General features: G+C 53.2%; 16 protein-coding genes. 6 read left to right on the forward strand and 10 right to left on the reverse strand.

Going from position 1 to position 21,024, the window contains the following annotated elements:
* Both H8B13_RS10490 and H8B13_RS10495 read left to right on the forward strand, forming a co-directional pair.
* Positions 1-2,154, forward strand: a complete 2,154-nt coding sequence (locus H8B13_RS10490) for a hypothetical protein (protein WP_187310738.1) — start codon at positions 1-3, stop codon at positions 2,152-2,154.
* 371 nt (positions 2,155-2,525) lie between these two features.
* Positions 2,526-3,803, forward strand: a complete 1,278-nt coding sequence (locus H8B13_RS10495; RefSeq protein ID WP_187310739.1) for a zinc dependent phospholipase C family protein — start codon at positions 2,526-2,528, stop codon at positions 3,801-3,803.
* A 265-nt stretch (positions 3,804-4,068) separates the two neighbouring features.
* On the opposite strand, the gene H8B13_RS10500 is transcribed toward H8B13_RS10495, so the two are convergent.
* The 4 genes from H8B13_RS10500 to H8B13_RS10515 all read right to left on the reverse strand — a co-directional run bounded on the left by H8B13_RS10500 (position 4,069) and on the right by H8B13_RS10515 (position 10,597).
* The gene (locus H8B13_RS10500; RefSeq protein WP_187310740.1) at positions 4,069-5,457 is read right to left on the reverse strand and encodes a TolC family protein; all 1,389 of its coding nucleotides are present in this window, start codon (positions 5,455-5,457) and stop codon (positions 4,069-4,071) included.
* A gap of 92 nt (positions 5,458-5,549) precedes the next feature.
* The gene (locus H8B13_RS10505; RefSeq protein ID WP_187310741.1) at positions 5,550-8,636 is read right to left on the reverse strand and encodes an efflux RND transporter permease subunit; all 3,087 of its coding nucleotides are present in this window, start codon (positions 8,634-8,636) and stop codon (positions 5,550-5,552) included.
* Positions 8,637-8,687: 51 nt separating this feature from the next.
* On the reverse strand, positions 8,688-9,842 hold the full coding sequence (locus tag H8B13_RS10510) for an efflux RND transporter periplasmic adaptor subunit (RefSeq protein ID WP_187310742.1): 1,155 nt from the start codon (positions 9,840-9,842) through the stop codon (positions 8,688-8,690).
* Positions 9,843-10,102: 260 nt separating this feature from the next.
* Positions 10,103-10,597, reverse strand: a complete 495-nt coding sequence (locus H8B13_RS10515; protein ID WP_187310743.1) for a ferritin-like domain-containing protein — start codon at positions 10,595-10,597, stop codon at positions 10,103-10,105.
* Between the two features lie 186 nt (positions 10,598-10,783).
* On the opposite strand from H8B13_RS10515, the gene H8B13_RS10520 reads away from it, so the two are divergent.
* A complete protein-coding gene (locus H8B13_RS10520) occupies positions 10,784-11,146 on the forward strand; it encodes an MGMT family protein (RefSeq protein ID WP_187310744.1) in 363 nt (120 codons plus the stop codon).
* Between the two features lie 106 nt (positions 11,147-11,252).
* Here H8B13_RS10520 and H8B13_RS10525 read toward each other — a convergent pair whose 3' ends face one another.
* The 6 genes from H8B13_RS10525 to xseA form a co-directional block, all read right to left on the reverse strand.
* Positions 11,253-11,666: a response regulator transcription factor gene (locus H8B13_RS10525; protein ID WP_187310745.1), complete on the reverse strand. Its 414-nt coding sequence runs from the start codon at positions 11,664-11,666 to the stop codon at positions 11,253-11,255.
* Positions 11,659-12,477: a sensor histidine kinase gene (locus tag H8B13_RS10530; RefSeq protein WP_187310746.1), complete on the reverse strand. Its 819-nt coding sequence runs from the start codon at positions 12,475-12,477 to the stop codon at positions 11,659-11,661. Before H8B13_RS10530 ends, H8B13_RS10525 begins: the two co-directional genes overlap by 8 nt.
* A gap of 145 nt (positions 12,478-12,622) precedes the next feature.
* A complete protein-coding gene (locus H8B13_RS10535) occupies positions 12,623-13,414 on the reverse strand; it encodes a hypothetical protein (protein ID WP_187310747.1) in 792 nt (263 codons plus the stop codon).
* Between the two features lie 32 nt (positions 13,415-13,446).
* Positions 13,447-13,827 carry a hypothetical protein gene (locus tag H8B13_RS10540; protein ID WP_187310748.1) on the reverse strand — a complete coding sequence of 127 codons (381 nt, stop codon included), beginning with the start codon at positions 13,825-13,827 and terminating at the stop codon, positions 13,447-13,449.
* A 174-nt stretch (positions 13,828-14,001) separates the two neighbouring features.
* On the reverse strand, positions 14,002-14,334 hold the full coding sequence (xseB, locus tag H8B13_RS10545; protein WP_187310749.1) for an exodeoxyribonuclease VII small subunit: 333 nt from the start codon (positions 14,332-14,334) through the stop codon (positions 14,002-14,004).
* Positions 14,335-14,492: 158 nt separating this feature from the next.
* Positions 14,493-15,905 carry an exodeoxyribonuclease VII large subunit gene (gene xseA, locus H8B13_RS10550; RefSeq protein ID WP_187310750.1) on the reverse strand — a complete coding sequence of 471 codons (1,413 nt, stop codon included), beginning with the start codon at positions 15,903-15,905 and terminating at the stop codon, positions 14,493-14,495.
* A 157-nt stretch (positions 15,906-16,062) separates the two neighbouring features.
* Between xseA and H8B13_RS10555 the strand changes: the two genes are divergently transcribed.
* The 3 genes from H8B13_RS10555 to H8B13_RS10565 all read left to right on the forward strand — a co-directional run bounded on the left by H8B13_RS10555 (position 16,063) and on the right by H8B13_RS10565 (position 20,972).
* Entirely contained in the window at positions 16,063-18,177 is a 2,115-nt protein-coding gene (locus H8B13_RS10555; protein WP_187310751.1) for a M13 family metallopeptidase, read from the forward strand.
* Positions 18,178-18,343: 166 nt separating this feature from the next.
* Positions 18,344-20,440, forward strand: coding sequence for a M13 family metallopeptidase (locus tag H8B13_RS10560; protein WP_187310752.1), 2,097 nt, complete (start codon positions 18,344-18,346; stop codon positions 20,438-20,440).
* 136 nt (positions 20,441-20,576) lie between these two features.
* Entirely contained in the window at positions 20,577-20,972 is a 396-nt protein-coding gene (locus H8B13_RS10565) for a hypothetical protein (protein ID WP_187310753.1), read from the forward strand.
* Positions 20,973-21,024: the final 52 nt, after the last annotated feature.

The following is a 21,024-nucleotide window of genomic DNA, read 5'->3' on the forward strand; positions in this document are numbered from 1 at the left end:
ATGCCTCTCCTGACCGAAGTTCAACCTGAGAAAAAGAGGCGCAAATGGCAACTATGGCTGCTTGGAGCTACTGTAGTGATCAGCGTCGTGGTGGTCGCACTGACCAAACTCGATACTTGGCTACACCAAACTCTGGAGCAGCAAGTAACGCAGGCTTCTGAGGGTTATTATAGCCTTCGAATCAGAGAGCTGCATACCAGTCTATGGAATCGCTCGCTGACCGCGAGAGGCGTACAACTGCGGTCTAGTTCGAGGGCTAATGAGCATCTTCCACCAGTGCGGGCCGATGTAAACTTGGTGCGAGTACAAGGTATAGGGCTGCTGAGCTTGCTGCGAAAAGGAGTAGTACCGCTCAATAAATTGATGGTAGAGAATATACGTCTGGAAGTAGGCAAAATGCCCCCCAGCGCTACCAGACCGTCGAAAGCGTTGTATGAGCGACTACCCCTGCAAGTAAAAGGCATCCGCCTGAATCACCTGTTTCTGGTTAACGTAGGGGGCAATTATAGACCCGATCAGCAGCCTGTATTTTCCCTGGGCCGCGGCGACTTAGAAGCCCACGACATTCTTATCAGCGCTGCCGGTGCCGCTGATTCGCAGCGCCTAGGTTATGCCCGTCGCGCTTCCTTTCATCTGACTTATGCTCACGTGGTGGCGAAGGAATATGTAGGAAGAGTAAAAGCGCTACAGTTTTCTACCGAACGCCAGCTGCTAGCACTGGATTCTGTGCGCGTGCTGGCCGTAAAGCAAAATAAAGAACGTGCAAACAACGCTGCACGCCTCACGCTCTCGTTGCCGCAGGTGCGCCTTACGGGTATTCAGGCTTACTCATTAGCCCGTAAGATGGTGCAAGCCGACTCTCTACTTCTAACTTCCCCTGACGCGACCCTTCTCGCAAGCTCACCGACCACAAAAACGAAAACACTCCCATTACACGAGCAACTGGCTCCCTGGCTGAATCGTTGCGTGTTGCGGCATGTATCTTTATCTGGGGGGCAATTTCGTCTGCCTAATATAGCGGGCGCGCCAGTGGTTCAGGCCGTTCGGTTGCAAGCTACCGACGTGCGAATAGACTCGCTGGGCGCAAGCGACCCCGCGCGAATTTTTTATGCCCGCGCTTGGAAAGTGCGCACCGGGCCAGCTACGGCGGTAGTTGATGCCCCTTTTTACCGGGCTCACTATGAGAAGCTGCACTTAGATACTCGTACTGGCATCGCTCAGGCCGATGGTTTGACTCTGATTCCCACAATGGGACCCGCCGAATTTGCTCGTCGCAAACGCCTGTCAGCATCCCGGCTGACGGCTCGCCTGACCAAACTGCGGTTGGTGGGCTTAGATTGTGCCGCGCTAGCGCGCAATGGCATCTTAGTGGCCAAAGCGCTAGAACTGCATAACCCGCGCCTGCAGCTTACCGGCGATGAAAATTACCCGCCTTCGACTGATTTGTCCGTGGTGTCGCCGGAGCAGCTGAGGCGCTTGCCTATTCGGGTAAACCTGGGGACCGCAAAAATCATCAACTTAAGTTTCCAGAGTTCCGAAATCGCTAAAGGAAGCAAAATTCCCGTTGATTTCACTATTACCCGTCTCAATGCCAACATCAGCCCATTCACGAATATTCCTGACTCTAGAATTGCGGGTTTATCCATCGGGCGAGTGTCGGGCTGGTTGGAGGGTAAGTGCTTCATGCAAGGGGTATTTAAATTCAATTTTACTGATCCGCAGGGGCGGCACAGTTTAGTGGGTTCGTTTGGGCCAACTCCTTTCGCTATCCTGAACCCGGTAAGTGAGCCCAGCGCCCGGATTCGCTTCGAGCGAGGGCAAGTGGAATATATCCAGTGCAACTTCCAATTTGATCGGCGCGGTGCTCGTGGCACAGTCTGGACGCGCTATTCTGATTTGAAAGTTTCTTTCATCAAAAGGAGTCGTGGCCCTGATAAAAAGAATATTTTCACTCGCGCAGAGTCCTTTTTAACCAATAGGCTGGTGGTGCGCGGAAATAATCCGCGCCGTCCGGGTCAAGCGTTGGAGCCTGGTAAAGTGGAAATTGGCCGCGACCTTACGCATTCCGTGTTCTGGGTATGGCGTATGGCAATGATCGAGGGTTTGCTGAGCAGCGTTGGTGTGCCTGATGCATTTACCGACACAATGGAATAAGGAAAGCTGCTGAATTATACGTGACAGCGTGGTAGCTTAGAAAGCTAAGCTGTTTATGATAAAGTAGTTTTGAGGGGTTTTAGGCAAGAATACGACTGGCGATATTCGTATTACCGCTGTTACGCAAACAGACATCAACGTTGTGGGCAGTGCTTATAAGCGGCTGCGTGTGCCTTTCTATAAGGCTGATGAATAAGCTTCGTGGCGATGTTGTTGCTCTAAGAATGAAAAAGCCCCCAGCGTTATGGCTTCGTGAGCATTGAGGCAAAATAAATCCGTAGTTTCCTATTATAACTCCGGTTGAGCTTTCACGTACTGAGTACTCTAAAAATCCAACTTCAGCATTTCACCTTTTGCTCTCCACACCTACTATGCTGAAATGGCTTTTTCCCGCTCTGGCGGCTCTGTTGTTCTGTGCGCCATCAGCTTCTGCCTACTCCGTACTAACTCACCAGGCCAACATTGATTCGACGTTTGACGTGTGCTTGGTGCCGCTTATTAAAAGCCGCTTTGGTACTGCCACCCGCCAGGAGTGGATTGATGCCAAGTCCTACGCCTACGGGGGAGCAATTATTCAGGATATGGGCTTTTATCCATTTGGCTCTAAGCTATTTACCAATCTGACGCATTACGTACGCAGCGGCGATTTCGTGCGCAACCTGCTCGATGAGGCCCACGACCGCAATGAATATGCCTTCGCTTTGGGTGCCTTGGCTCATTATGTGGCCGATATTAAAGGCCATCCGGCAGGTACCAACGTAGCAATGGCCTCCGTGTACCCCGATCTGAAGGCTAAGTTTGGTTCAGCAATTACCTACCACGAAGCGCCCGTGCAGCATACTCAGCTGGAGTTTGCCTTCGATGTGGTGCAATTGGCCAGTGGTCGCTATCGCTCGGCCGACTACCAAAGCTTTATTGGTTTTCAGGTGAGCAAACCCGTTCTGGAGCGCGCTTTTTTAAAGACATATGGCCTGGAGTTGGGGCAGGTATTAGCCAATGTGGACCTAGCGGTGGGCAGCTACCGCTTTGCCGTGCGCCAGCTCATTCCCATTGCTGCCCGTGCAGCCTGGCACGCCGAGCGCGATGAAATCAGAAAGCTGAGCCCCCAAGCCCGGCGTCGCGACTATATGTACCGACAAAGTGAGCGGGAGTATCGCCGCCAGTATGGAACTGACTACCAGAAGCCTGGCTTTGGAGCCCGGATGTTATCGCTAGTGGTGAGGGTGCTGCCCAAAATTGGCCCCCTGCAGCCTTTTGCCTTTAAACTGCCTACTCCTGAGGCACAACAGCTGTTTAAGAAAAGCGTCCGCCTCGTGATGAGGGAGTATTGCAAACTGGCGCAGCAGGAGCAAACGGCTAAATCGCCGCCGCTGCCAAATGCCGACTTTGACACAGGGCGTCCTACACGCGCTGGCGAGTATGCCCTCGCCGACGAAACCTACGGGGAATGGGTGCGCAAGCTCGCCGACAAGAAATTCGACAATATCTCGGCCCCACAGCGGCAAAACATACTGGCTTTCTTTGGTGATATGTCGAAGCTGCCTGTGGATGAAGAGGAGAAGGAAGCCAAGAACCTGGAGAAAACCCGCGAAGCACTCAAAGAGCTGCAAAACTTGCAGGCGCCCGTAGTTGAGACAGAAAAGCCCTAGAAAGCATGCAGAAGCAGCGCGTAGCCATGTAGGGTTGCTGGTATAATGATGGTGGAGTGAGTTGTACCATTTTTCACCGTAGCCCTGCTCGGAATTCCTTTCAATTTTGCCCCCCAATAGGCCTAAATTGGAAGGAGTAGACGGAAAAGCGACGCTACACAAATCGGAGCGGCCCACACAGGTATATTTTAAGCTTGGGTTAGAACCTTGACCGTTAAGCGGCTGCTCTTATTTCTATCTGGGGGCTTTTTTAGCGACTGCTTAGTTAGGGCTGAGAAGTGGCTTCCTGTACCAAATAACCGCTGAGGCGGCGCAACGTTGTTTCGGCCTGCTTAGCTTGGTAGCGAATATCCAGCAGTCGTACTTCGGCGTCGAGTTGGCTGCGCTGTGCTACGCGCAAATCCAGTGGCGTGAGCAGGCCCAGGCGATAGCGCGCCAGGGCAATATTTACGTTCTCGCGGGCCAGCAGAATGTTCTCCTCTTCCAACTCTAGAAGTTGCAGGCGATTCTGGTAGCGGGCCAGCGCCTGCTCCGTTTCGGCATCAAGGTTGAGGCGGGTTTGGTCTAGTAGCAAGCGGCTCTGCTCTTCTACTACGCGGGCATTCTGCTCTAGGCGGCGCTGGTTGAAACCGTTGAAAATAGGGATGGTAGCTACCACGCCGTAGTTCAGTCCTTGGTTGCGGCTGACGTTGGTGGCGAGCTGAGTACCAAAGAAGGCCGCGCCGTTGATGTTGCGCGTCAGGCCGTAGCCACTCGTCAGGCTTACCTGGGGCCAGCGGTCGGCCCGAATCAGGCGGCGCTCGTAACGGGCCACATCAACGCCCAAACGAGCCTGCTGCAACCGCGGATTCTTGTCCAGTACACCCTGCACAATTTCTTCGGCCCGAAGCCCGGCAGTGACAACGATAGAGTCGGTAGGCTGAAAATCAATGACCGTAGTCCGGCCAAGCAGATTGTTTAGGTTAATTTTAGCGGCCGACAGCAGTTCCTGCTGCTGCAACAGCAGCGAGCGGTCAGCATTATAGTCAACACGCGCTGTGAGCACCTCCACCTTGGCGCTCACACCTACATCTACGCGGCCCTGCGTAAGGTCGATGCGCTGCTGACCGATGTTGAGGGCCTCTTCGAGTGAGCGGATCTTGCCCGACTCCCGCACTACGTTATAGTACGCATCGGTAATGTTGGCAATACTTTCCTCGATGGTAGCGCGGGTGATTTGCTGCTGTTGCTTCTCCAGCGCCTTCAGACGGTCGTAGGCGATGAACATGCCCAAGCCGTCGAAAATAGTCCAGTTGAGCGCTACGTTTGCGTTGAGCTGATTTGATTCTGCGCCGTTGGCAATACGCGGGTCCTGGTCGCCGAGCTGCTGCCGGACGTTGTTGCGGGTGAAGTTGCGGGTGAAATTGCCATTTACGGCGGGCAGCTGCCCGGCATTACCCCGGGTCACGTTGTTGCTGACAATCTGCTCGTCGGTGCGCGCCAGCCGAATGCCATAGTTGTTTTCCAATCCAATCTGAATGGCCTGCTGCAAGGTGAGCGGCGGGGCAGGGGCTACGGATTGGGGTTTAGCAGTCTGGTCTTGTTGCCCCCACGACAGCGGCGAAATACTGAACAGCAAAAAAGAGAAAAACAGCGAACGGGAAAACAAGGACATTCTTACCAAGAAAAGGCAGACTACTAAAAAATATGGGCCATCAGGGGTGAGTATCAACCGCTACCTCAGCTGAGCAACCTGGGGGGCAATTATTAGGCAACTAAGGCCTTCTCAGTCTCTTCCTGCTTTTTGCTGTGCTTCTTAGCCGTAGCAAAATACGAGTACATGACCGGTACCACATACAGCGTGAGGCCCGTAGCAAAAAACAGTCCGCCTACTACGCCAATACCCATGGCCCGGCGGCTAAGCGCGCCCGCGCCGGTAGCTATGGCAATAGGCAGAATACCCAGAATGGCGCATAAGCTGGTCATCAGGATGGGGCGCAAACGGGCGGTAGCACCTTCCACCAAGCCTGTCATGTAATCTGCGCCACGCTCTACGCGCTGGTTCGCAAACTCAACAATCAGAATACCGTTCTTAGTCACCAATCCAATGAGCATGATGATACCGATCTGCGAGAACAGATTCAGGGTTTGGTTGAAATACCATAAGCTTAAAAGTGCACCCGACAAAGCCAGCGGTACGGTTACCATGATAATGAAGGGGTCACGGAAGCTTTCAAACTGCGCAGCCAGCACCAGATAAATAAGAATCAGAGCTAAACCGAAAGCGAAAACCAAGGAAGAAGAGCTCTCTTGGAAGTCGCGGGACGCGCCCGAGAGTTCGGTCGAAAAGGTTTCATCCAGTTGTTTGTCGGCAATGGCTTGCATAGCCGCGATTCCGTCGCCGAGGGTTTGACCAGGCGCCAGCGAAGCGGAGAAGGTTGCCGAATTATAGCGGTTGGTCCGATACAGTTGGGGCGGCGTGCTGCTCTCCGTGAGTCGAATCACGTTGTCTAGCTGCACCAGCTTGCCGTCAGCGCTTTTTACTGATAATAAGCGCACATCCAAAGGCTGGTTGCGGTCTTCGCGGGCTACCTGCCCGATAATTTGATACTGCTTGCTGCCGCGAATGAAATAGCCATAGCGCTGTCCGCTTAGGCCTGCTTGTAGGGTTTGGCTGATGCTCTGCACTGATACGCCCAGGCTTTGAGCCTTTTCCCGATCAATGGTAATGCGCAACTCCGGCTTATTAAACTTCAGGTTAACATCTACGAACTGGAACGTTGGGTCTTGGCGGGCGGCATCCAGAAACTTAGGTACTGCCGCACGCAACTTTTCGAAGTCTTGAGTCTGAATAACAAACTGAACCGGCAACCCGCCCCCGCCATTACCAATACTCTGGTCCTGCGAAACGGAGGTACGGGCTGCTGACAAGCGCTTTACACCGGCTGACAAAGTAGCTGCGATTTGATCCTGCGTCAGGGGGCGCTTATCAGGCTCAAGGAGCATTACCTGCGTTCGGCCTGAATTGCTGCCACTACCTCCAAATCCCGGTGAAGTCACGGTGAAGACGCTACTTAAGTTTTCCTTGCTGACCGAGTCGTTAACCAGTTTGGTTATGTCGGCCATATAAGCGTCCATATACTCAAACGAGGCTCCTTCCGGTCCGGTAGAACTCATTGTGACGCGGCTACGGTCTTCAACAGGCGCTAGCTCTGAGGGAATAATTTTCATAAAGCCCCAAATGCCTATGCCTGTGCCTACCACAATCAACCAGGCCATCCAACGGTTGCGAAGGAAAGTTTTTAGGCTGCTCTCGTACCCCTCAATCATGCGCACAAAAAACGGTTCGGTTTTGCGGTAAAACCAGTTGTGCTTTTCCTCGCGCTTCAGCAGCACCGAGCACATCATGGGGGTAAGAGTGAGCGATACGAAGGCAGAAATCAGTACTGAGCCTGCTACCACTATGCCGAACTCGCGAAAAAGGCGACCCGTGATACCCGTCAGAAATACCACTGGCAGGAATACCGCTGCCAGTACCACCGTCGTACTAACTACAGCCAGCAAAATTTCTTCGGAACCCTTGATGGAGGCCGTTCTAGGGTCTTCGCCCTCCTCTATGCGGGAATAGATATTCTCTAGTACCACAATTGCGTCATCCACCACCAAACCAATAGCTAGCACGATAGCTAGCAGCGTAAGCACGTTAATAGAGAAGTTGAGCAGGTACATTACAAAGAAGATACCCACCAGCGACACCGGAATGGCCACTACTGGAATAAGGGTAGAGCGCCAGTCACGTAGAAACAGGAAGATGATAACTACTACCAGCACGAACGCTTCAATGATAGTATGTTCTACTTCGGAGATGGACTGCCGGATGAAGATAGAGTAGTCAACAGCCGTCTGCAGCTTCAGGTCATCTGGAAGGTCTTTACTGTATAATTCAATGCGCTTGTTAAATTCGTCAGCAATGTCAATCTGATTGGAGCCGGGCTGGGGCACTACGGCTAGCGCTACGCCAGGCGTGCCGTTTATCCGGAAGATCGTCTGATCGTTTTCTGGATACAGCTCAGCGTAGCCGATATCAGAGAGCCGCACCAAAGACGAAGCGTCTTTACGAATAATAAGGTTGTTGAATTCTTCGACCGAAGTAAGGCGGCCCATGGTACGTAAGGTGAGCTGAGTATTCTCTCCTGTCACAGCGCCGCTGGGTAGTTCCACATTTTCGCGGGTGAGAGCCGCCTGCACGTCCACTGGCGACACACCCAGTGCCGATAGCTTCACAGGATCCAGCCAAAGCCGCATAGAGTACTTCCGCTCGCCGTAAATGCGGATCTCGGAAACGCCCGGAATAGTCTGGAGTCGCTCTTTCAGCGTGTTGTTAGCATAGTCTGTCAGTTCTAACAGGTTGCGTCGGTTGGAGCTAACGTAAGTAAGCACAATAGGCTGAGAGTCGGCGTTAGCCTTGCTCACAACGGGCGGATCAATGTCACGCGGAAGGCGACCCTGAGCACCGGATACCTTATCGCGCACGTCGTTGGCGGCAGTTTCCAGGTCAGCATCGAGGTCAAACTCTACCGTGATCTGAGTGCGGCCATCGCGCGAGCTGGAAGTTAAGTTTTTAATACCCGCAATACCGTTCAGGGCCTCTTCCAAAGGCTCCGTTACCTGGCCCTGCATTACGTCGGCGGAGGCACCCGTGTAGGAAGCCGAAACACTAATAATAGGTGGGTCTACACTTGGGTATTCCCGAATGCTTAAATACCGGAATCCAATAACGCCAAATATCACGATGACGAGGCTCATCACGATGGCGAGAACGGGCCTGTTGATACTGGTTGAGGATAAGCTCATAATGTCTTACGGAATAAAAAGCCCCTGCTTCGAAAACAGAGGTGTGCTTACTTAGTCACGAACCACGCGCACAGCGTCACCTGGCTTTACTTGTAGAATGCCGGTTTTAATTACGCTGTCGCCAATGGCTAGGCCATCGGTTATTTGAATCACTTTATCCGAGCGAATACCGATTTTTACCTTCTTGGGGACCATTTTCCCGTTTTCCACCGTGTACACGCTGTAGCCGCTGGCTTCTGGAATTACGGCCTCAGTAGGTACCTGCAAAGCGTCTGTTGATTCGCCGAGCTGCAGGTTTACTTTCACGAAAGCGCCGGGGCGCAATTCGTTTTTAGTGTTGGCGTAGCGGGCACGCACGGGCTGGGTGCGGCTGACGGGGTCAATTTGAGGATCGATGGCGTAAACCTTAGCATCATACTGCTTATTGGTGCCTTCGTCAGTTACCTTCACCACGTCGCCAACGCGTACACTATTGGCAAAGCGGCCAGGTACAGCAAAGTCAATCTTAACGGGCCGTACACGGGAAAGCGTCGTAATTTCAAAGCCAGGGCTCACATAAGTGCCAACGGTGGCCGTCGTCAGGCCCAGCACTCCATCGAAGGGAGCACGTACGAAAGCGCGGTCGAGGGTAGCACGCAGCGCTTGTAAATCCGATTGGGCTGTGAGGTATTGGTTATTCGCCTGCTCATATTCCTGAGCACTGATATATTCTTTCTCAAGCAGAGTGCGCTGGCGCCGCTCTTGGTCGCGGTAAAGCTTAATATTGTATTCCTGCTTGCGAATTGCCGCCTGCGCTTCATCAGCATTGATGCTGAAAAGCAACTGGCCTTTCTTCACCGGCTGGCCTTCCTTAATGTTCAGGCTGGTGATTTTACCTGAAAGCTCACTTTTAATAACCACCGATTCGTCGGGGAGTACGGAGCCTGTAGCGGCCACCTGATCGGATAGATTAGTGGCTTGCACCACATATACCTGCACCGGGGCTTTAGCGCCTCCACCACCCGCGCCCCCGCCGCCCCCGCCCGGAGCACTTTTGCCCCCCGGACCTCCTTTTCCACCCGCCGTGGGGGAAGGGAAGTAGCGCATTTTAACAAAAACCGCCGCTGCAATGGCTGCTACGGTCAGGACAATCCAGAGTATTCTGCGCCCGGGGCGCGACTCTTCTATCTCTTCGGGCACAAGTACTTCTTTCTCCTTAGTTTGCATGTGGTGAGGGAGCTATTCCCAACTCAGTATCAGTGTTATAAAGACCTTTGGGGCAGCGGTGTATATCAACGCCGTGGCCCCTTAGTAAGTTTAGTTGTAGCCGCCGTTGGGGGTAAATAAGTGTTTCAAACAAAGTGTCCGCAACCCGATTTTGCCCCCCGATGGTACTAGCTGCCCTTTTAAGAATGGTTCGCTTAGCCACTTATGACACAAAAAAAGCCTGCGGGTTGCAGGCTTTTTTGTAAAAATATTCAGTAAGCTTACATCGCCTTCTGGTTCAGGTAATTCTTCGCTAGGTCGTTGAGCTTGGTATCAGTCAGTTGCTCTTCCTGCAATGACTGACGGAGCAAAGAAGCAGCTTCGCTGTGGCCGAGGCGCTCAGCGTAGTGAGCAGCTGTGCCATAGCCAGCAATTTCGTAGTGCTCGATGCGCTGGGAAGAAGCAATCAGGGCGGCGTCCATTACTTCGTCGGTTGCATTCTCCGACATGGTTTCATTGCCTTCTGCAATCAGTCCTTCCATAGCCTTACAGGTGTGGCCACTCAGCTTTAGGTCCATTGCCTTGCCAATTTGCTCCAATCGGGCTACTTGGTTTTTGGTCTCCTGCAGGTGCTTCTCAAAACCTTGGCGCAAGCGGCCGTCTTTAGCTTCAGCCGCCATTTTTGGCAGGGCCTTCACTAGCTGATTTTCGGCGCTGTAAAGGTCTTTGAGTTGCATTTCTAATAAATCGTCGAGGCTTTCTAGTTTGTCGAACATAGCAGTTTGTTAGGTTGGATGGGTTGAGGAATAAAAACGAGAAACAAAACGAGGCTTTTTCTAAGCCTCGTTCTGCTATGGTACGACTGTAAGGGGAGTCGGGTTAGTATAAAAAAACGGTTTTTTGCTACAGTGGAGCTTGTTTTGCTTGCCGATTTGGATGCGGTTTTCCATTTACTTTGCTCCATGAACACACCCAAAGAACCGACAGATAGCCAGCGCAATTTTTTTCAGGATGTGCACGAAGTCGTTCGTCTGATTCCACCCGGCCGGGTAAGTACCTATGGCGCTATCGCGCACTATTTGGGTGCTCGCCATGGGGCACGTATGGTAGGATATGCCCTCATTGCTGCCGTGCCGGCCCGAGGATTGGAGCAGGTTCCGGCCCAACGCGTCGTCAATCGAAACGGTTTGCTTACGGGGCGTCACCATTTTGCTACGCCTACCGCCATGCAGGAAGCACTGGAAGCCGAAGGCGTACGGATAGCCGACGATCAGGTGCAGGACTTTAAAAATGTCTTCTGGGATCCAGCGCAGGAGTTAATCTAGTAGGTAGCGCCAGCTGTTAACCGCGCAAAATCAGCTGAGCGATCTACTAAAAAGCCCCCCAGATACTTGCTGGGGGCTTTTTAGTAAAGCAGTAATATATCCTGAATTATTTTTTAACCAGCGAAGCAGGTCGAGCTGTTTTTTGGCGAATGACAATTTCGATAGACTTACGCACTTCCTCCGGATTCGCGTTTTTAAGTAAATAGCCATGCGCGCCCTCAGCCCGCAGATTGTCGATTAATTCGGGCTCATCATGCATAGAAATAATAATGACGCGCACATACGGGTACTGAACCCGGAGCAGCCGAACCGTTTGCAAACCGTCGAGCACGGGCATCTGTAAATCCATCAGAATCACGTCGGGCACTACTCCAAAGTCCAATCGCTCAAGAAGTTCCTGTCCGTCGCCAGCTTCGAAAAGAACCTCCATACCAGTAAAACCATTGACCAAAGCCCGTAAACCTTTACGAAATAACAAATGGTCATCGACAACCGCGACGCGAATAATATCACTATTCATGGATAGATGAATTTATATTTTCTTGATAGTTAACAAGATAAGGAATTGGGAGTGTAATCCAAACCCGAGTACCATCGCCCGGAGCAGATTCATGATGGAGGGTTCCGCGCAACACAGCCACCCGGCTTCGTAAGTTGGTAAGGCCCAGTCCGGTACGTGTGCCAGGGGCAGGCATACTTTCATTGGCAATCGGGTTAAATCCTACACCATCATCGCTGTAGTGCAGGCTAAGCTGCTGCTTTTGAAAATTAACAGCAATGCGCAACGTGTCAGCTTGTGCATGTTTGAGGCCATTACCCAATAGCTCCTGCGCAATGCGGTACACAATCAACTCCAAACCAGGATCGAGGCGACGCGGGGTACCTTCCTGCTCTATAAATACTTTAGTTTGCGCATCAGGCGGCACGGTACGAGCTAGTGCATCCAGCGCGAAGGGCAGCCCGAACTTCTGTAAAGCTGCCGGTAGCAGATTACGAGAAATACGTCGCACCTCTGTAATTACCTGATCGAGCAGGTCGGTGGCTTCTTGCGTACGGGTTGGGTCGCCGAGGGAGTGCAGGTGCATTTTGGCAATGGCCAACGTAGTGCCTACCCCATCATGCAGATCGGCGGCGATGCGCTGGCGCTCTTCTTCCTGGGCAAGCAGCGCCGCTTCAAGCGCCTGCTGCTGCGCATCTTCTCGCATCATCTGCAACTCGAGCTGTTGTCGCAAGCGCCGTCGCTGATCCCGAATCACAAACGTCACGATGCCGCCGGCTAGCAGCAGCAGAATGGGTGTGATAAGCAGGAGGGCAATAAGCTCCTTCGACATAATGGGCAGCTTCACCAAGTCTCACCATCTGCTAACAGACGCGTACTTAGTGGCAAGAAAGTATTAGATTAAAACAACAGCCAAGAATATGGAGAAATGCCCCCCATAGTACGGATAAAGGTAACTAAGAGCGAATGTTAAATACCTAACACTTTCGAAGCTCCTCATTCCGTAGCTGCTCAGAAAGTGGCTGGTGCAGCAAGCGGAAGGGGCGCGGTCGCCAACTACTGTAATGCAGCCATTTAGGTAGGGCACGTCGGGGCGCAGTGCTAAGTGGATAAAAGGCGAACATCCAAGCTAATAGCGCCATAGCAATGGCAAAAAGCAGTACATCTGGCGTAGTAAAAAGCCTGTCTAAATTCAGCGTTGTATGATAGTCATAATCAGAAGTATAGATTGTTTTGACTGCTACAAAGGAGATAATTGAGCACGAACTGTATAGTAGCACCGCCACACTTAAAAAAAAGTCTGGTTGTTTTTCCAGCGCAGTATAAGGTGATGAGTTTATTAAATGGGAAATATGAACCAATGCCAAAACGATAAGGATAGTGCAGCCGAAAGAATGCGAATAGGTATTGAGATAAGTGAACAAGCCACTTAAGAAAGCGGCGTCTATGAAGGCAACTCCTGAAAAGAGAATTAAGCTTATCGGAATAGCTGCTCGAACGCGACTAGGAGGTAGCAGGCGGCGGTATGTCTGAGCTACGAAAAAAACGAGCAGAAGCGTGCCTAAGTGATAGATATATATATTGTTACGAATTGTAAGTCGACTTATTCTATCTAAAAAAAAGAAAAATGCTTCGGCGCCAATGTAGTAGTAGACTGGCTTGAGCTTATACGGAATATTGCGCCGCCTTAGAAAAGCTACTGCAAACGGCAACAAAGGCGCGGCCTCTAAAACCCGATTAACGAGATGAAGCCGCGCCCAAGAGTCCATAGTAATTTTATTAGTAGTAAATAACGGTAGTGCTACTGCATCAGCGGACTATTGGGGTCGCAATTTTCAGGGCACCCCATAGGTGTATCGCCTACTGCGCCGTCTCCGTCGTCCGGTAAAGTACCGTCACTCATACGGTGAGGCAGCAAGTCGTTGCCTTTGTCATCGACGCCAACTACTACCACCCGGCCTACGCCCAAGTCATCGATGGCCTGATAGAAGCGCAAACCGGCACATTCAGGCTTCTCATTTAGCATACCTAGCAGAAAGTCTTTGCCGAAATAGTGCGACAAAGTGGGCTTTTCGGTAGGCTCGTTATGGTCGCGGCGAAATTTCTCAGTCCAGCGAACCGCATCTCTTAGCTTCATTCGTCTGCCGGCGCGGGGGTCGAATGGGGGAGTAGTAATGTCCATAGAAGTGAGGGTGAAATAGGTGTGTTAGGAATAGAAATGAAGCCAGATACACCATAGGCGTAATGACGGATTCAAATATAGGTAGCTCCTATTGGATTAAACTGTGCCGAATCTGTAATATTTAAAAATAAGTGCTATTCGTTATTCCCCAACTTTAGGCTTGCTCACTACTGCTTAGAAAGGTAACTGGCCTGAGGCATCAGGCGGCGGGGCCATCGGACGAGGACGCAAGACGCGGCCACTGGAAACGGGCGGGGGAGGCGTCTGATCCTCATCATCTTCGTCCGTAAAATCTTCATCCAATTCGTCTTCGTCGTCTAGGTTTTCAAATACCCGGTCGATAGCCGACTCGGCGGAGCGGAGTTTTTGCTTGCACAGTCGAATCAACTCTGCGGAGCGCTGTACGCGGGCTGTAAGGTCGTCCACATCTACCGTATCCGTTTCAAGGGCTCGCAGAATGGTTTCCAGCTCTTCAATAGCTTGGCGATAAGTAAGGTCGTTGGTCATGAGGAAAGGTGTCAGGCGGCGTTTAATAAGTTAAGCAGGCCGCGGGGTAATGGAAATATAATGCAGTGCGGGGGGGCTTTTTTGACTGGTGATAGCAAAGCGTGAGGCTGTTCATTGCGTTTGCATAACGCCATATAAGCGGTGCTGCGGCCGGAAGCTTAGCCAAAAGAAGCGCCCTGCGGTGGAGAGACTGCTGCCGCGCTCGCCAAAAAGCCCCCCAGCGCTTCAGACTGAGCTGCGGGCCGCAATTGTGCCAGTCGTAGCTCGGCCCGATGCAACAGGCGCTCAGTGGCCAACTGCAATTGGTAGCGCCGACGCAGCAGCTGCAATTGGCGTCGCTGCTGATGGCGGCGAAACCGCTGGGCTAACGCCCGGCCAAACGTGCGCAGCTGTCGTTGCTGACCAGCCAGCGCCTGTTGGGCCACCCGCTGCGCTGAATGACGGGTCCGATTTAGAAGGCGGTGCTGCTGCCGCAGCTGCGCCCGCGGAGCCGCGGCCGCCTGCCGAATGCGCTGATGCAGAAGAGTGCGCTGGTCCGTAAACTGCGTTTGAGCTGCTTGGTGCGTGTAGCGCACAAGCCGGTGCAGCTGGTCGGCGGCGGTTTGAACCTGGCCTAATGATAGCTCCCGAATACGCTCTGCGTAGCCATCGAAAGCGGCATCGAGGCGGGCCAGGCGGTCTAGGAAGAAAATAGCAACGGCCGTGGGCGTTTTCAGTGCTGTATGTGCCGTCAGATCGACTACAGCCTCGTCGCGCTCGTGGCCGATGCCGGTAATAACGGGCACTGGAAAAGCGCCGATAGCGGCGGCCAGGCCATAATCGTCGAAAGCCAGCAAATCGGTTTTGCCACCACCTCCCCGAATAATGACCACCGCATCGAAGTAGCGCCGGCGGGGCCTGATATGGTCCAGTGCCGCCCGAATGCTGGCGGGCGCCTCCGTGCCCTGCATCAGAGCAGGCACCAGCGTAACGGAGAAATCAAACACCGATTCGCTCAATTGCTGCATAAAGTCCTGAAAACCGGCCGCCGTGGGCGATGAAATGACGGCCAGCCGCTGGGGACCAATGGCGAGCGGCAGCCGCTTCTGCCTATCGAGCAAGCCTTTGGCCGTGAGTTTGCGCACGGTGTCGAGGCGCTGGCGGGCTAAGTCGCCGACGGTATAAGTCGGGTCGAGGGCCAGCACATCGAGGCTCAGACCGTACTGCTCGTGGAACTTGATCTGCACCCGCAGCATGATCTTGAGTCCGGGCTGCAGCTCTTGCCCAGTGGCTTCATAAAAAGCTGGCGCCAACGCCTGATAGCGCTGACTCCAGATGGTAGCGCGGGCCTGGGCCTTCAACTCGGCGCCTCGGCCGGTGCGGTGTTGGTCGGTGAGGGTAAGGTAGCAGTGAGCGCCGTCGTGGCGGGGCGCGGTCAGCTCCGCGATTTCGGCGAGTACCCAGTATGATTCGGCAAAGTGGTCGGTGAGGGTTTGCTTTACGCGCAGCAGCAGCTCGGCCAGGGGCAAAGCCAGCGGCGGACGGCTGGGGGGCAAATTTGCCTCGGGGCGACGATTAAAGAGCGGCGGCATAGGTAGCAAAGTACGCAATTGAGGGCGGCGGGAGCAAGGAAAAGCCGTGGAGTGTATAGCTGTCTGAATTTAAGAAAGTAGAACTTAGCCCTCATCCATTTGCACGCTTTCGCTTATCTTTCTTGCCTCAACCTACTTTTTACTCATCCAAGTTCATATGAAAAACCTGAACAGTCTGACGCTGGCCGCCGTGGCCGCGGCGAGTTTTGCCTGGGCCGGGTGTAGCTCGTCGAAGACGCCGACCACCCCGGATACCGCTTCGACCACTACTACTGCAACTACCACCACTTCGGCACCCGTTGTGAAGGGCGTGGGCTTGGACCCGGCCAATATCGATACGTCGGTAGATCCATGTGAAGACTTTTTTCAATATGCTTCAGGCACTTGGCTGAAGAATAACCCTATCCCAGCCGCCGAATCGCGCTGGAGCTCCTGGAACGGACTCATTAACCAGAATGAGGCCGTGATGCGCCAGATTCTGCAAGAAGCCGCTGCCAATACCAGCGCCACAAAAGGCAGCAACCTGCAAAAAGTAGGCGATTTCTACGCCTCCGCCATGGATTCGGCCGCTATTGATGCCGCCGGCCTGAAACCTCTGCAGCCCGAATTAAACCGCATTGCGGCCATCAAAGATCTGAAAGGTCTGCAAGCCTCTTTGGCGCGGCAGCAAATGCTCCGGACTCGTTCCGTGTTCGGTGCTGGCGTAGCCCAAGACCGCAAAATCAGTACCCAGTACGCGGTGTATTTGTCGCAGGGCGGCTTGACTTTGCCCGACCGCGACTACTACCTCAAAGAGGACGGCCGCTCCAAAACCATTCGCACGGCTTACATGACATATTTGACCAATATGTTTAAGCTGCTGGGCGATAATGAAGCTACCGCCGCCAAGAATGCGAACACCGTGATGCGTCTGGAAACGCGGTTGGCAAAGGCGTCGAAGGACCGCGTAGCAATGCGCGACCCGTATGCCAACTACAACAAAATGACGGTGGCTGAGGCCAACAAGCAATTCCCAAACATGAACGTGCCCGGCCTGTTGCAGCAGTTGGGTGTAGGTTCGGCAAAAGAAGTAATTGTAGGTCAGCCCGATTTCCTGAAAGAAGCCAGCACAGCGCTCAAGTCGGAGCCGCTGGCTGACTGGAAAACCTATCTGCGCTGGCACGTGGTATCATCGGTAGCCGATGCCTTGCCAAAGTCGTTCAACGATGAGTCGTTCCGCTTCACGCAAGTACTGACCGGTGCCAAAGAGCAGCAGCCCCGCTGGAAACGCATGTTGCGTGCGACTGACGGCGCGTTGGGCGAAGCTTTCGGCCAGCTCTACGTGGACAAGGCTTTCACGCCCGAAACCAAAGAGAAGGCCATGGAAATGGTCAACAACATCCGCGAGGCAATGTCTGAGCACATCAGCCAACTAGAATGGATGAGTGCAGCCACCAAGGCCGAAGCCCAGAAAAAGCTGGATGCCTTCGTGGTGAAAATCGGCTACCCCGATAAGTGGAAAGATTATTCCGCTCTGGACATCTCACGCGATTCGTATGTGCAAAACGTGCTGAATGCTCGCCAATGGGATTATAAGTACAACGTGAACAAGTTCGGCAAGCCGATTGATCGGGGTGAGTGGGGCATGACACCGCCCACGGTAAATGCCTACTACAACTCGTCGCTAAACGAGATTGTGTTTCCGGCCGGCATTATGCAGCCACCATTCTTCGATCCGAAGGCCGATGATGCCGTGAACTACGGTGGTATGGGTGCCGTAATTGGTCACGAAATCACGCACGGCTTTGATGACCGCGGCCGTCAGTCCGATGCTGAAGGTAACCTACGCGACTGGTGGACCAAAGAGGACGCTGAGAAGTTCACGCAGCGCGCCGACATGGTAGGCGCCCAATACAGCGCGTTCTCGCCCCTCGACTCCGTATTTGTGAATGGTAAGCTGACCATGGGCGAAAACCTGGCTGACTTCGGCGGCCTGAACATTGCCTTTACCGCTTTGCAAAAGCAGCTAAAGAAGAAGTATCCGAACGGCGATGTGCCGAAGTACGACGGCTTTACGCCCGAGCAGCGCTTCTTCCTGTCGTGGGCCCAAATCTGGCGTACCAACGCCCGGCCCGAGTATCTGCGTCAGCAAGTCCTCACCGATTCGCACTCGCCAGCGCAGTACCGTACCAACGGTCCGCTGATGAATATGCCCCAGTTCTACGAGGCTTTCGGCTGTAAAGAAGATGCTAAAATGGTACGCGCTCAGAACCAGCGCGCCCGTATTTGGTAAGAAGCAGCTTAGTTAATTAGAACTTAAAAAAAAGCCCCTCAGAAACCTCTGGGGGGCTTTTTTGCGCCCTGTTGTTGTTCGCATTACTATTGCGCTCCAGCTTTTTCTTTATCTTTCTTCACTGAATTGTCTATTTCTCCCTCTTTTTTCGCATTTCCACCCACTTATGAAAAAACAGAAAAGCCTGACCCTGGCTATGGTAGCTGCGGCCGGGTTGGCCATGGCTAGCTGTGCAACCAGCACTCCGCCCGCCACCACCGACGCAACCGCCACGACTTCTACCGCCCCGTCCGAAGAGCCTATGGTAAAAGGCGTGGGAATTGACGTAGCCAACATTGATAAGACGGTTGATCCTTGTCAGGATTTCAACCAATTCGCCAGTGGTAACTGGATGAAGAACAACCCCGTGCCAGCGGCAGAGTCGTCGTGGGGCAGCTTCAATGAGTTGTTTGATAAAAACAACGCCGTAATGCGGCAGATTCTGGACGAGGCGGCTGCTAATACCAGCGCCGCTAAGGGCTCTAACGCCCAAAAAGTAGGCGACTACTACTTCACGGCCATGGATTCGATGGCCATCGAAAAAGCGGGTATGACGCCTTTGAAGCCTGAGCTGGATCGCTTGGCGGCCGTGAAGGACCTGAAAGGATTGCAAACGCTGCTGGCTCGCCATCAGATGCTGCGCACGGGTGCCTTTTTCGGCGCTTATGTTGGTCAGGATGATAAGATTAGCACCCAGTATGCTGTTAATCTGTACCAAGGCGGCCTGAGCTTGCCCGACCGCGACTATTACCTGAAGGACGACGCTCGTTCTAAAGCTATCCGCACGGCTTATCAGACGTATTTGACCAACACGTTTAAGCTCGCTGGTGATAATGCAGCCACAGCCGCCAAAAACGCGACCACGGTGATGCGCATCGAAACGCGCCTTGCCAAAGCCAGCAAAGCCCGCGTGGATCTGCGCGACCCCTACGCCAACTACAACAAAATGACGGTGGCCGAAGCGAATAAGCAATTCCCAAATTTGGGTCTGCCTACTCTGTTGGCTAATAATAAGCTGGGTGCCGCTAAGGAAGTAATCGTAGGGCAGCCTGCATTCTTTAAGGAGGCTAGCAGCCTGATGAAGGACACGCCCCTGGCTGACCTGAAAACCTACATGCGCTGGCACTTCGTGACCTCGATGACCTCGGCGCTGCCGAAGTCGTTTGTGGATGAGTCGTTCCGCTTCAACCAGGTGTTGAGCGGCGCCAAGCAGCAGCAGCCCCGCTGGAAGCGCATGTTGCGTGCTACTGATGGGGCGTTGGGCGAAGCGTTTGGCCAGCTTTATGTTGACAAAGCATTCCCTGGCGATGCCAAAGCGAAGGCTTTGGAGATGGTGAACAACCTGCGTGCGGCCTTCTCAGAGCACATTCAGAAGAACACCTGGATGAGCGCGGCTACCAAAGCGGAAGCCCAGAAAAAGCTGGATGCCTTCACCGTGAAAATCGGCTATCCTGATCAGTGGAAAGATTATTCGGCCCTGAATATCAGCCGCGATTCCTACGCTCAGAACCTTATTAATACCCGAATTTGGGCATTTAATGACAATGTGAGCAAGTTCGGGAAGCCAATCGACCGGAAGGAGTGGGGCATGACGCCGCCTACAGTGAATGCTTATTACAACCCGTCGATGAATGAGATTGTGTTTCCGGCCGGTATCCTGCAGCCGCCGTTCTTCGACCCCAACGCTGACGACGCGGTAAACTACGGTGGTATGGGCGCGGTAATTGGCCACGAGCTAACCCACGGCTTCGACGACCAAGGCCGGCAGTATGACGCTGAGGGCAACCTGCGCGACTGGTGGACGAAGGAAGATGCAGAGAAGTTTGAAGCCCGCGCCGCTATTGTAGGGGCGCAGTACAGCGCGTTCTCGCCCCTCGACTCGGTTTTTGTGAATGGTAAGCTGACTATGGGCGAAAACCTGGCCGACCTCGGCGGCCTGAGCATTGCTTACACCGCTTTGCAGAAGCAGCTGGAAGGCAAGCCCAAAACCAAGATAGATAACTTCACGCCCGAGCAGCGCTTCTTCCTGGCCTGGGCCCAGATCTGGCGCACCAACGCCCGGCCTGAATCTCTGCGTCAGCAGGTGCTCACTGATCCGCACTCCCCAGGTCAGTTCCGTACTAATGGTCCGCTCCAGAATATGCCCCAGTTCTATGAGGCGTTCGGCTGCAAGGACGACGCTAAAATGGTGCGCGCTGAAACCAGACGTGCCGTTATCTGGTAGATCTTTTGGCTCTTGAAGTATGTAAAAAAGGCGGCCCGCATGATGCGAGCCGCCTTTTTTATTGCTGGAAGAAGCAAGCCATATTAGAGTCCGTAATAGCTAGATGTCGTCATCAAATTTTGCCCCCCAGAAGCTTATGAAAAATCAATCGTCGTCGCGGCTACGGTATTTTTTGCCCAGTATTTTCGTTTGGCTAGTGCTGCTGGCTGGCTGTCAGAGTGCAGAGGAAAAGCTGCAGGATCATCTGTCCAATCCGAAGGCCGGGGACGTGTATGTGGTCAGCTACCAGCCTGCGGGCACTACCAAGCCGAGCTACTTCTACTATCAACTCGTCCGCTTCACTGCCGACAGTTCTTTCTTTCATCCTGCCCGCCGCGAGGTGCCTTCTGCTGATATAAGCCTGGAAAAGGAGCCCAACTTATTCAACTCCGATGATATTAAAAGCTTCTCCCGCCAGGAGCTACGGGAGTTTACCCAAGCTCAACAAGGCGACGCCTACAAGATATTGCTGACTGCTATTCGCCGCGAATAAGTACAGGGACATTCTAACTCCAACCTGTCATGCATTGGGGACGCGAAGCATG

The sequence above is a fragment of the Hymenobacter sp. BT188 genome (genome assembly GCF_014333585.1).
GTDB lineage: Bacteria > Bacteroidota > Bacteroidia > Cytophagales > Hymenobacteraceae > Hymenobacter.

What these genes read in the sequence shown, in the direction of transcription:
- H8B13_RS10555 (WP_187310751.1), top strand. Translation starts at nt 16,063, where the DNA reads ATGAAAAACCTGAACAGTCTGACGCTGGCCGCCGTGGCCGCGGCGAGT.
- H8B13_RS10520 (WP_187310744.1), top strand. Translation starts at nt 10,784, where the DNA reads ATGAACACACCCAAAGAACCGACAGATAGCCAGCGCAATTTTTTTCAG.
- xseA (WP_187310750.1), bottom strand. Translation starts at nt 15,905, where the DNA reads ATGCCGCCGCTCTTTAATCGTCGCCCCGAGGCAAATTTGCCCCCCAGC.
- H8B13_RS10495 (WP_187310739.1), top strand. Translation starts at nt 2,526, where the DNA reads ATGCTGAAATGGCTTTTTCCCGCTCTGGCGGCTCTGTTGTTCTGTGCG.
- H8B13_RS10565 (WP_187310753.1), top strand. Translation starts at nt 20,577, where the DNA reads ATGAAAAATCAATCGTCGTCGCGGCTACGGTATTTTTTGCCCAGTATT.
- H8B13_RS10500 (WP_187310740.1), bottom strand. Translation starts at nt 5,457, where the DNA reads ATGTCCTTGTTTTCCCGTTCGCTGTTTTTCTCTTTTTTGCTGTTCAGT.
- H8B13_RS10510 (WP_187310742.1), bottom strand. Translation starts at nt 9,842, where the DNA reads ATGCAAACTAAGGAGAAAGAAGTACTTGTGCCCGAAGAGATAGAAGAG.
- H8B13_RS10530 (WP_187310746.1), bottom strand. Translation starts at nt 12,477, where the DNA reads ATGTCGAAGGAGCTTATTGCCCTCCTGCTTATCACACCCATTCTGCTG.
- H8B13_RS10490 (WP_187310738.1), top strand. Translation starts at nt 1, where the DNA reads ATGCCTCTCCTGACCGAAGTTCAACCTGAGAAAAAGAGGCGCAAATGG.
- H8B13_RS10525 (WP_187310745.1), bottom strand. Translation starts at nt 11,666, where the DNA reads ATGAATAGTGATATTATTCGCGTCGCGGTTGTCGATGACCATTTGTTA.
- H8B13_RS10505 (WP_187310741.1), bottom strand. Translation starts at nt 8,636, where the DNA reads ATGAGCTTATCCTCAACCAGTATCAACAGGCCCGTTCTCGCCATCGTG.
- H8B13_RS10540 (WP_187310748.1), bottom strand. Translation starts at nt 13,827, where the DNA reads ATGGACATTACTACTCCCCCATTCGACCCCCGCGCCGGCAGACGAATG.
- H8B13_RS10535 (WP_187310747.1), bottom strand. Translation starts at nt 13,414, where the DNA reads ATGGACTCTTGGGCGCGGCTTCATCTCGTTAATCGGGTTTTAGAGGCC.
- H8B13_RS10515 (WP_187310743.1), bottom strand. Translation starts at nt 10,597, where the DNA reads ATGTTCGACAAACTAGAAAGCCTCGACGATTTATTAGAAATGCAACTC.
- xseB (WP_187310749.1), bottom strand. Translation starts at nt 14,334, where the DNA reads ATGACCAACGACCTTACTTATCGCCAAGCTATTGAAGAGCTGGAAACC.
- H8B13_RS10560 (WP_187310752.1), top strand. Translation starts at nt 18,344, where the DNA reads ATGAAAAAACAGAAAAGCCTGACCCTGGCTATGGTAGCTGCGGCCGGG.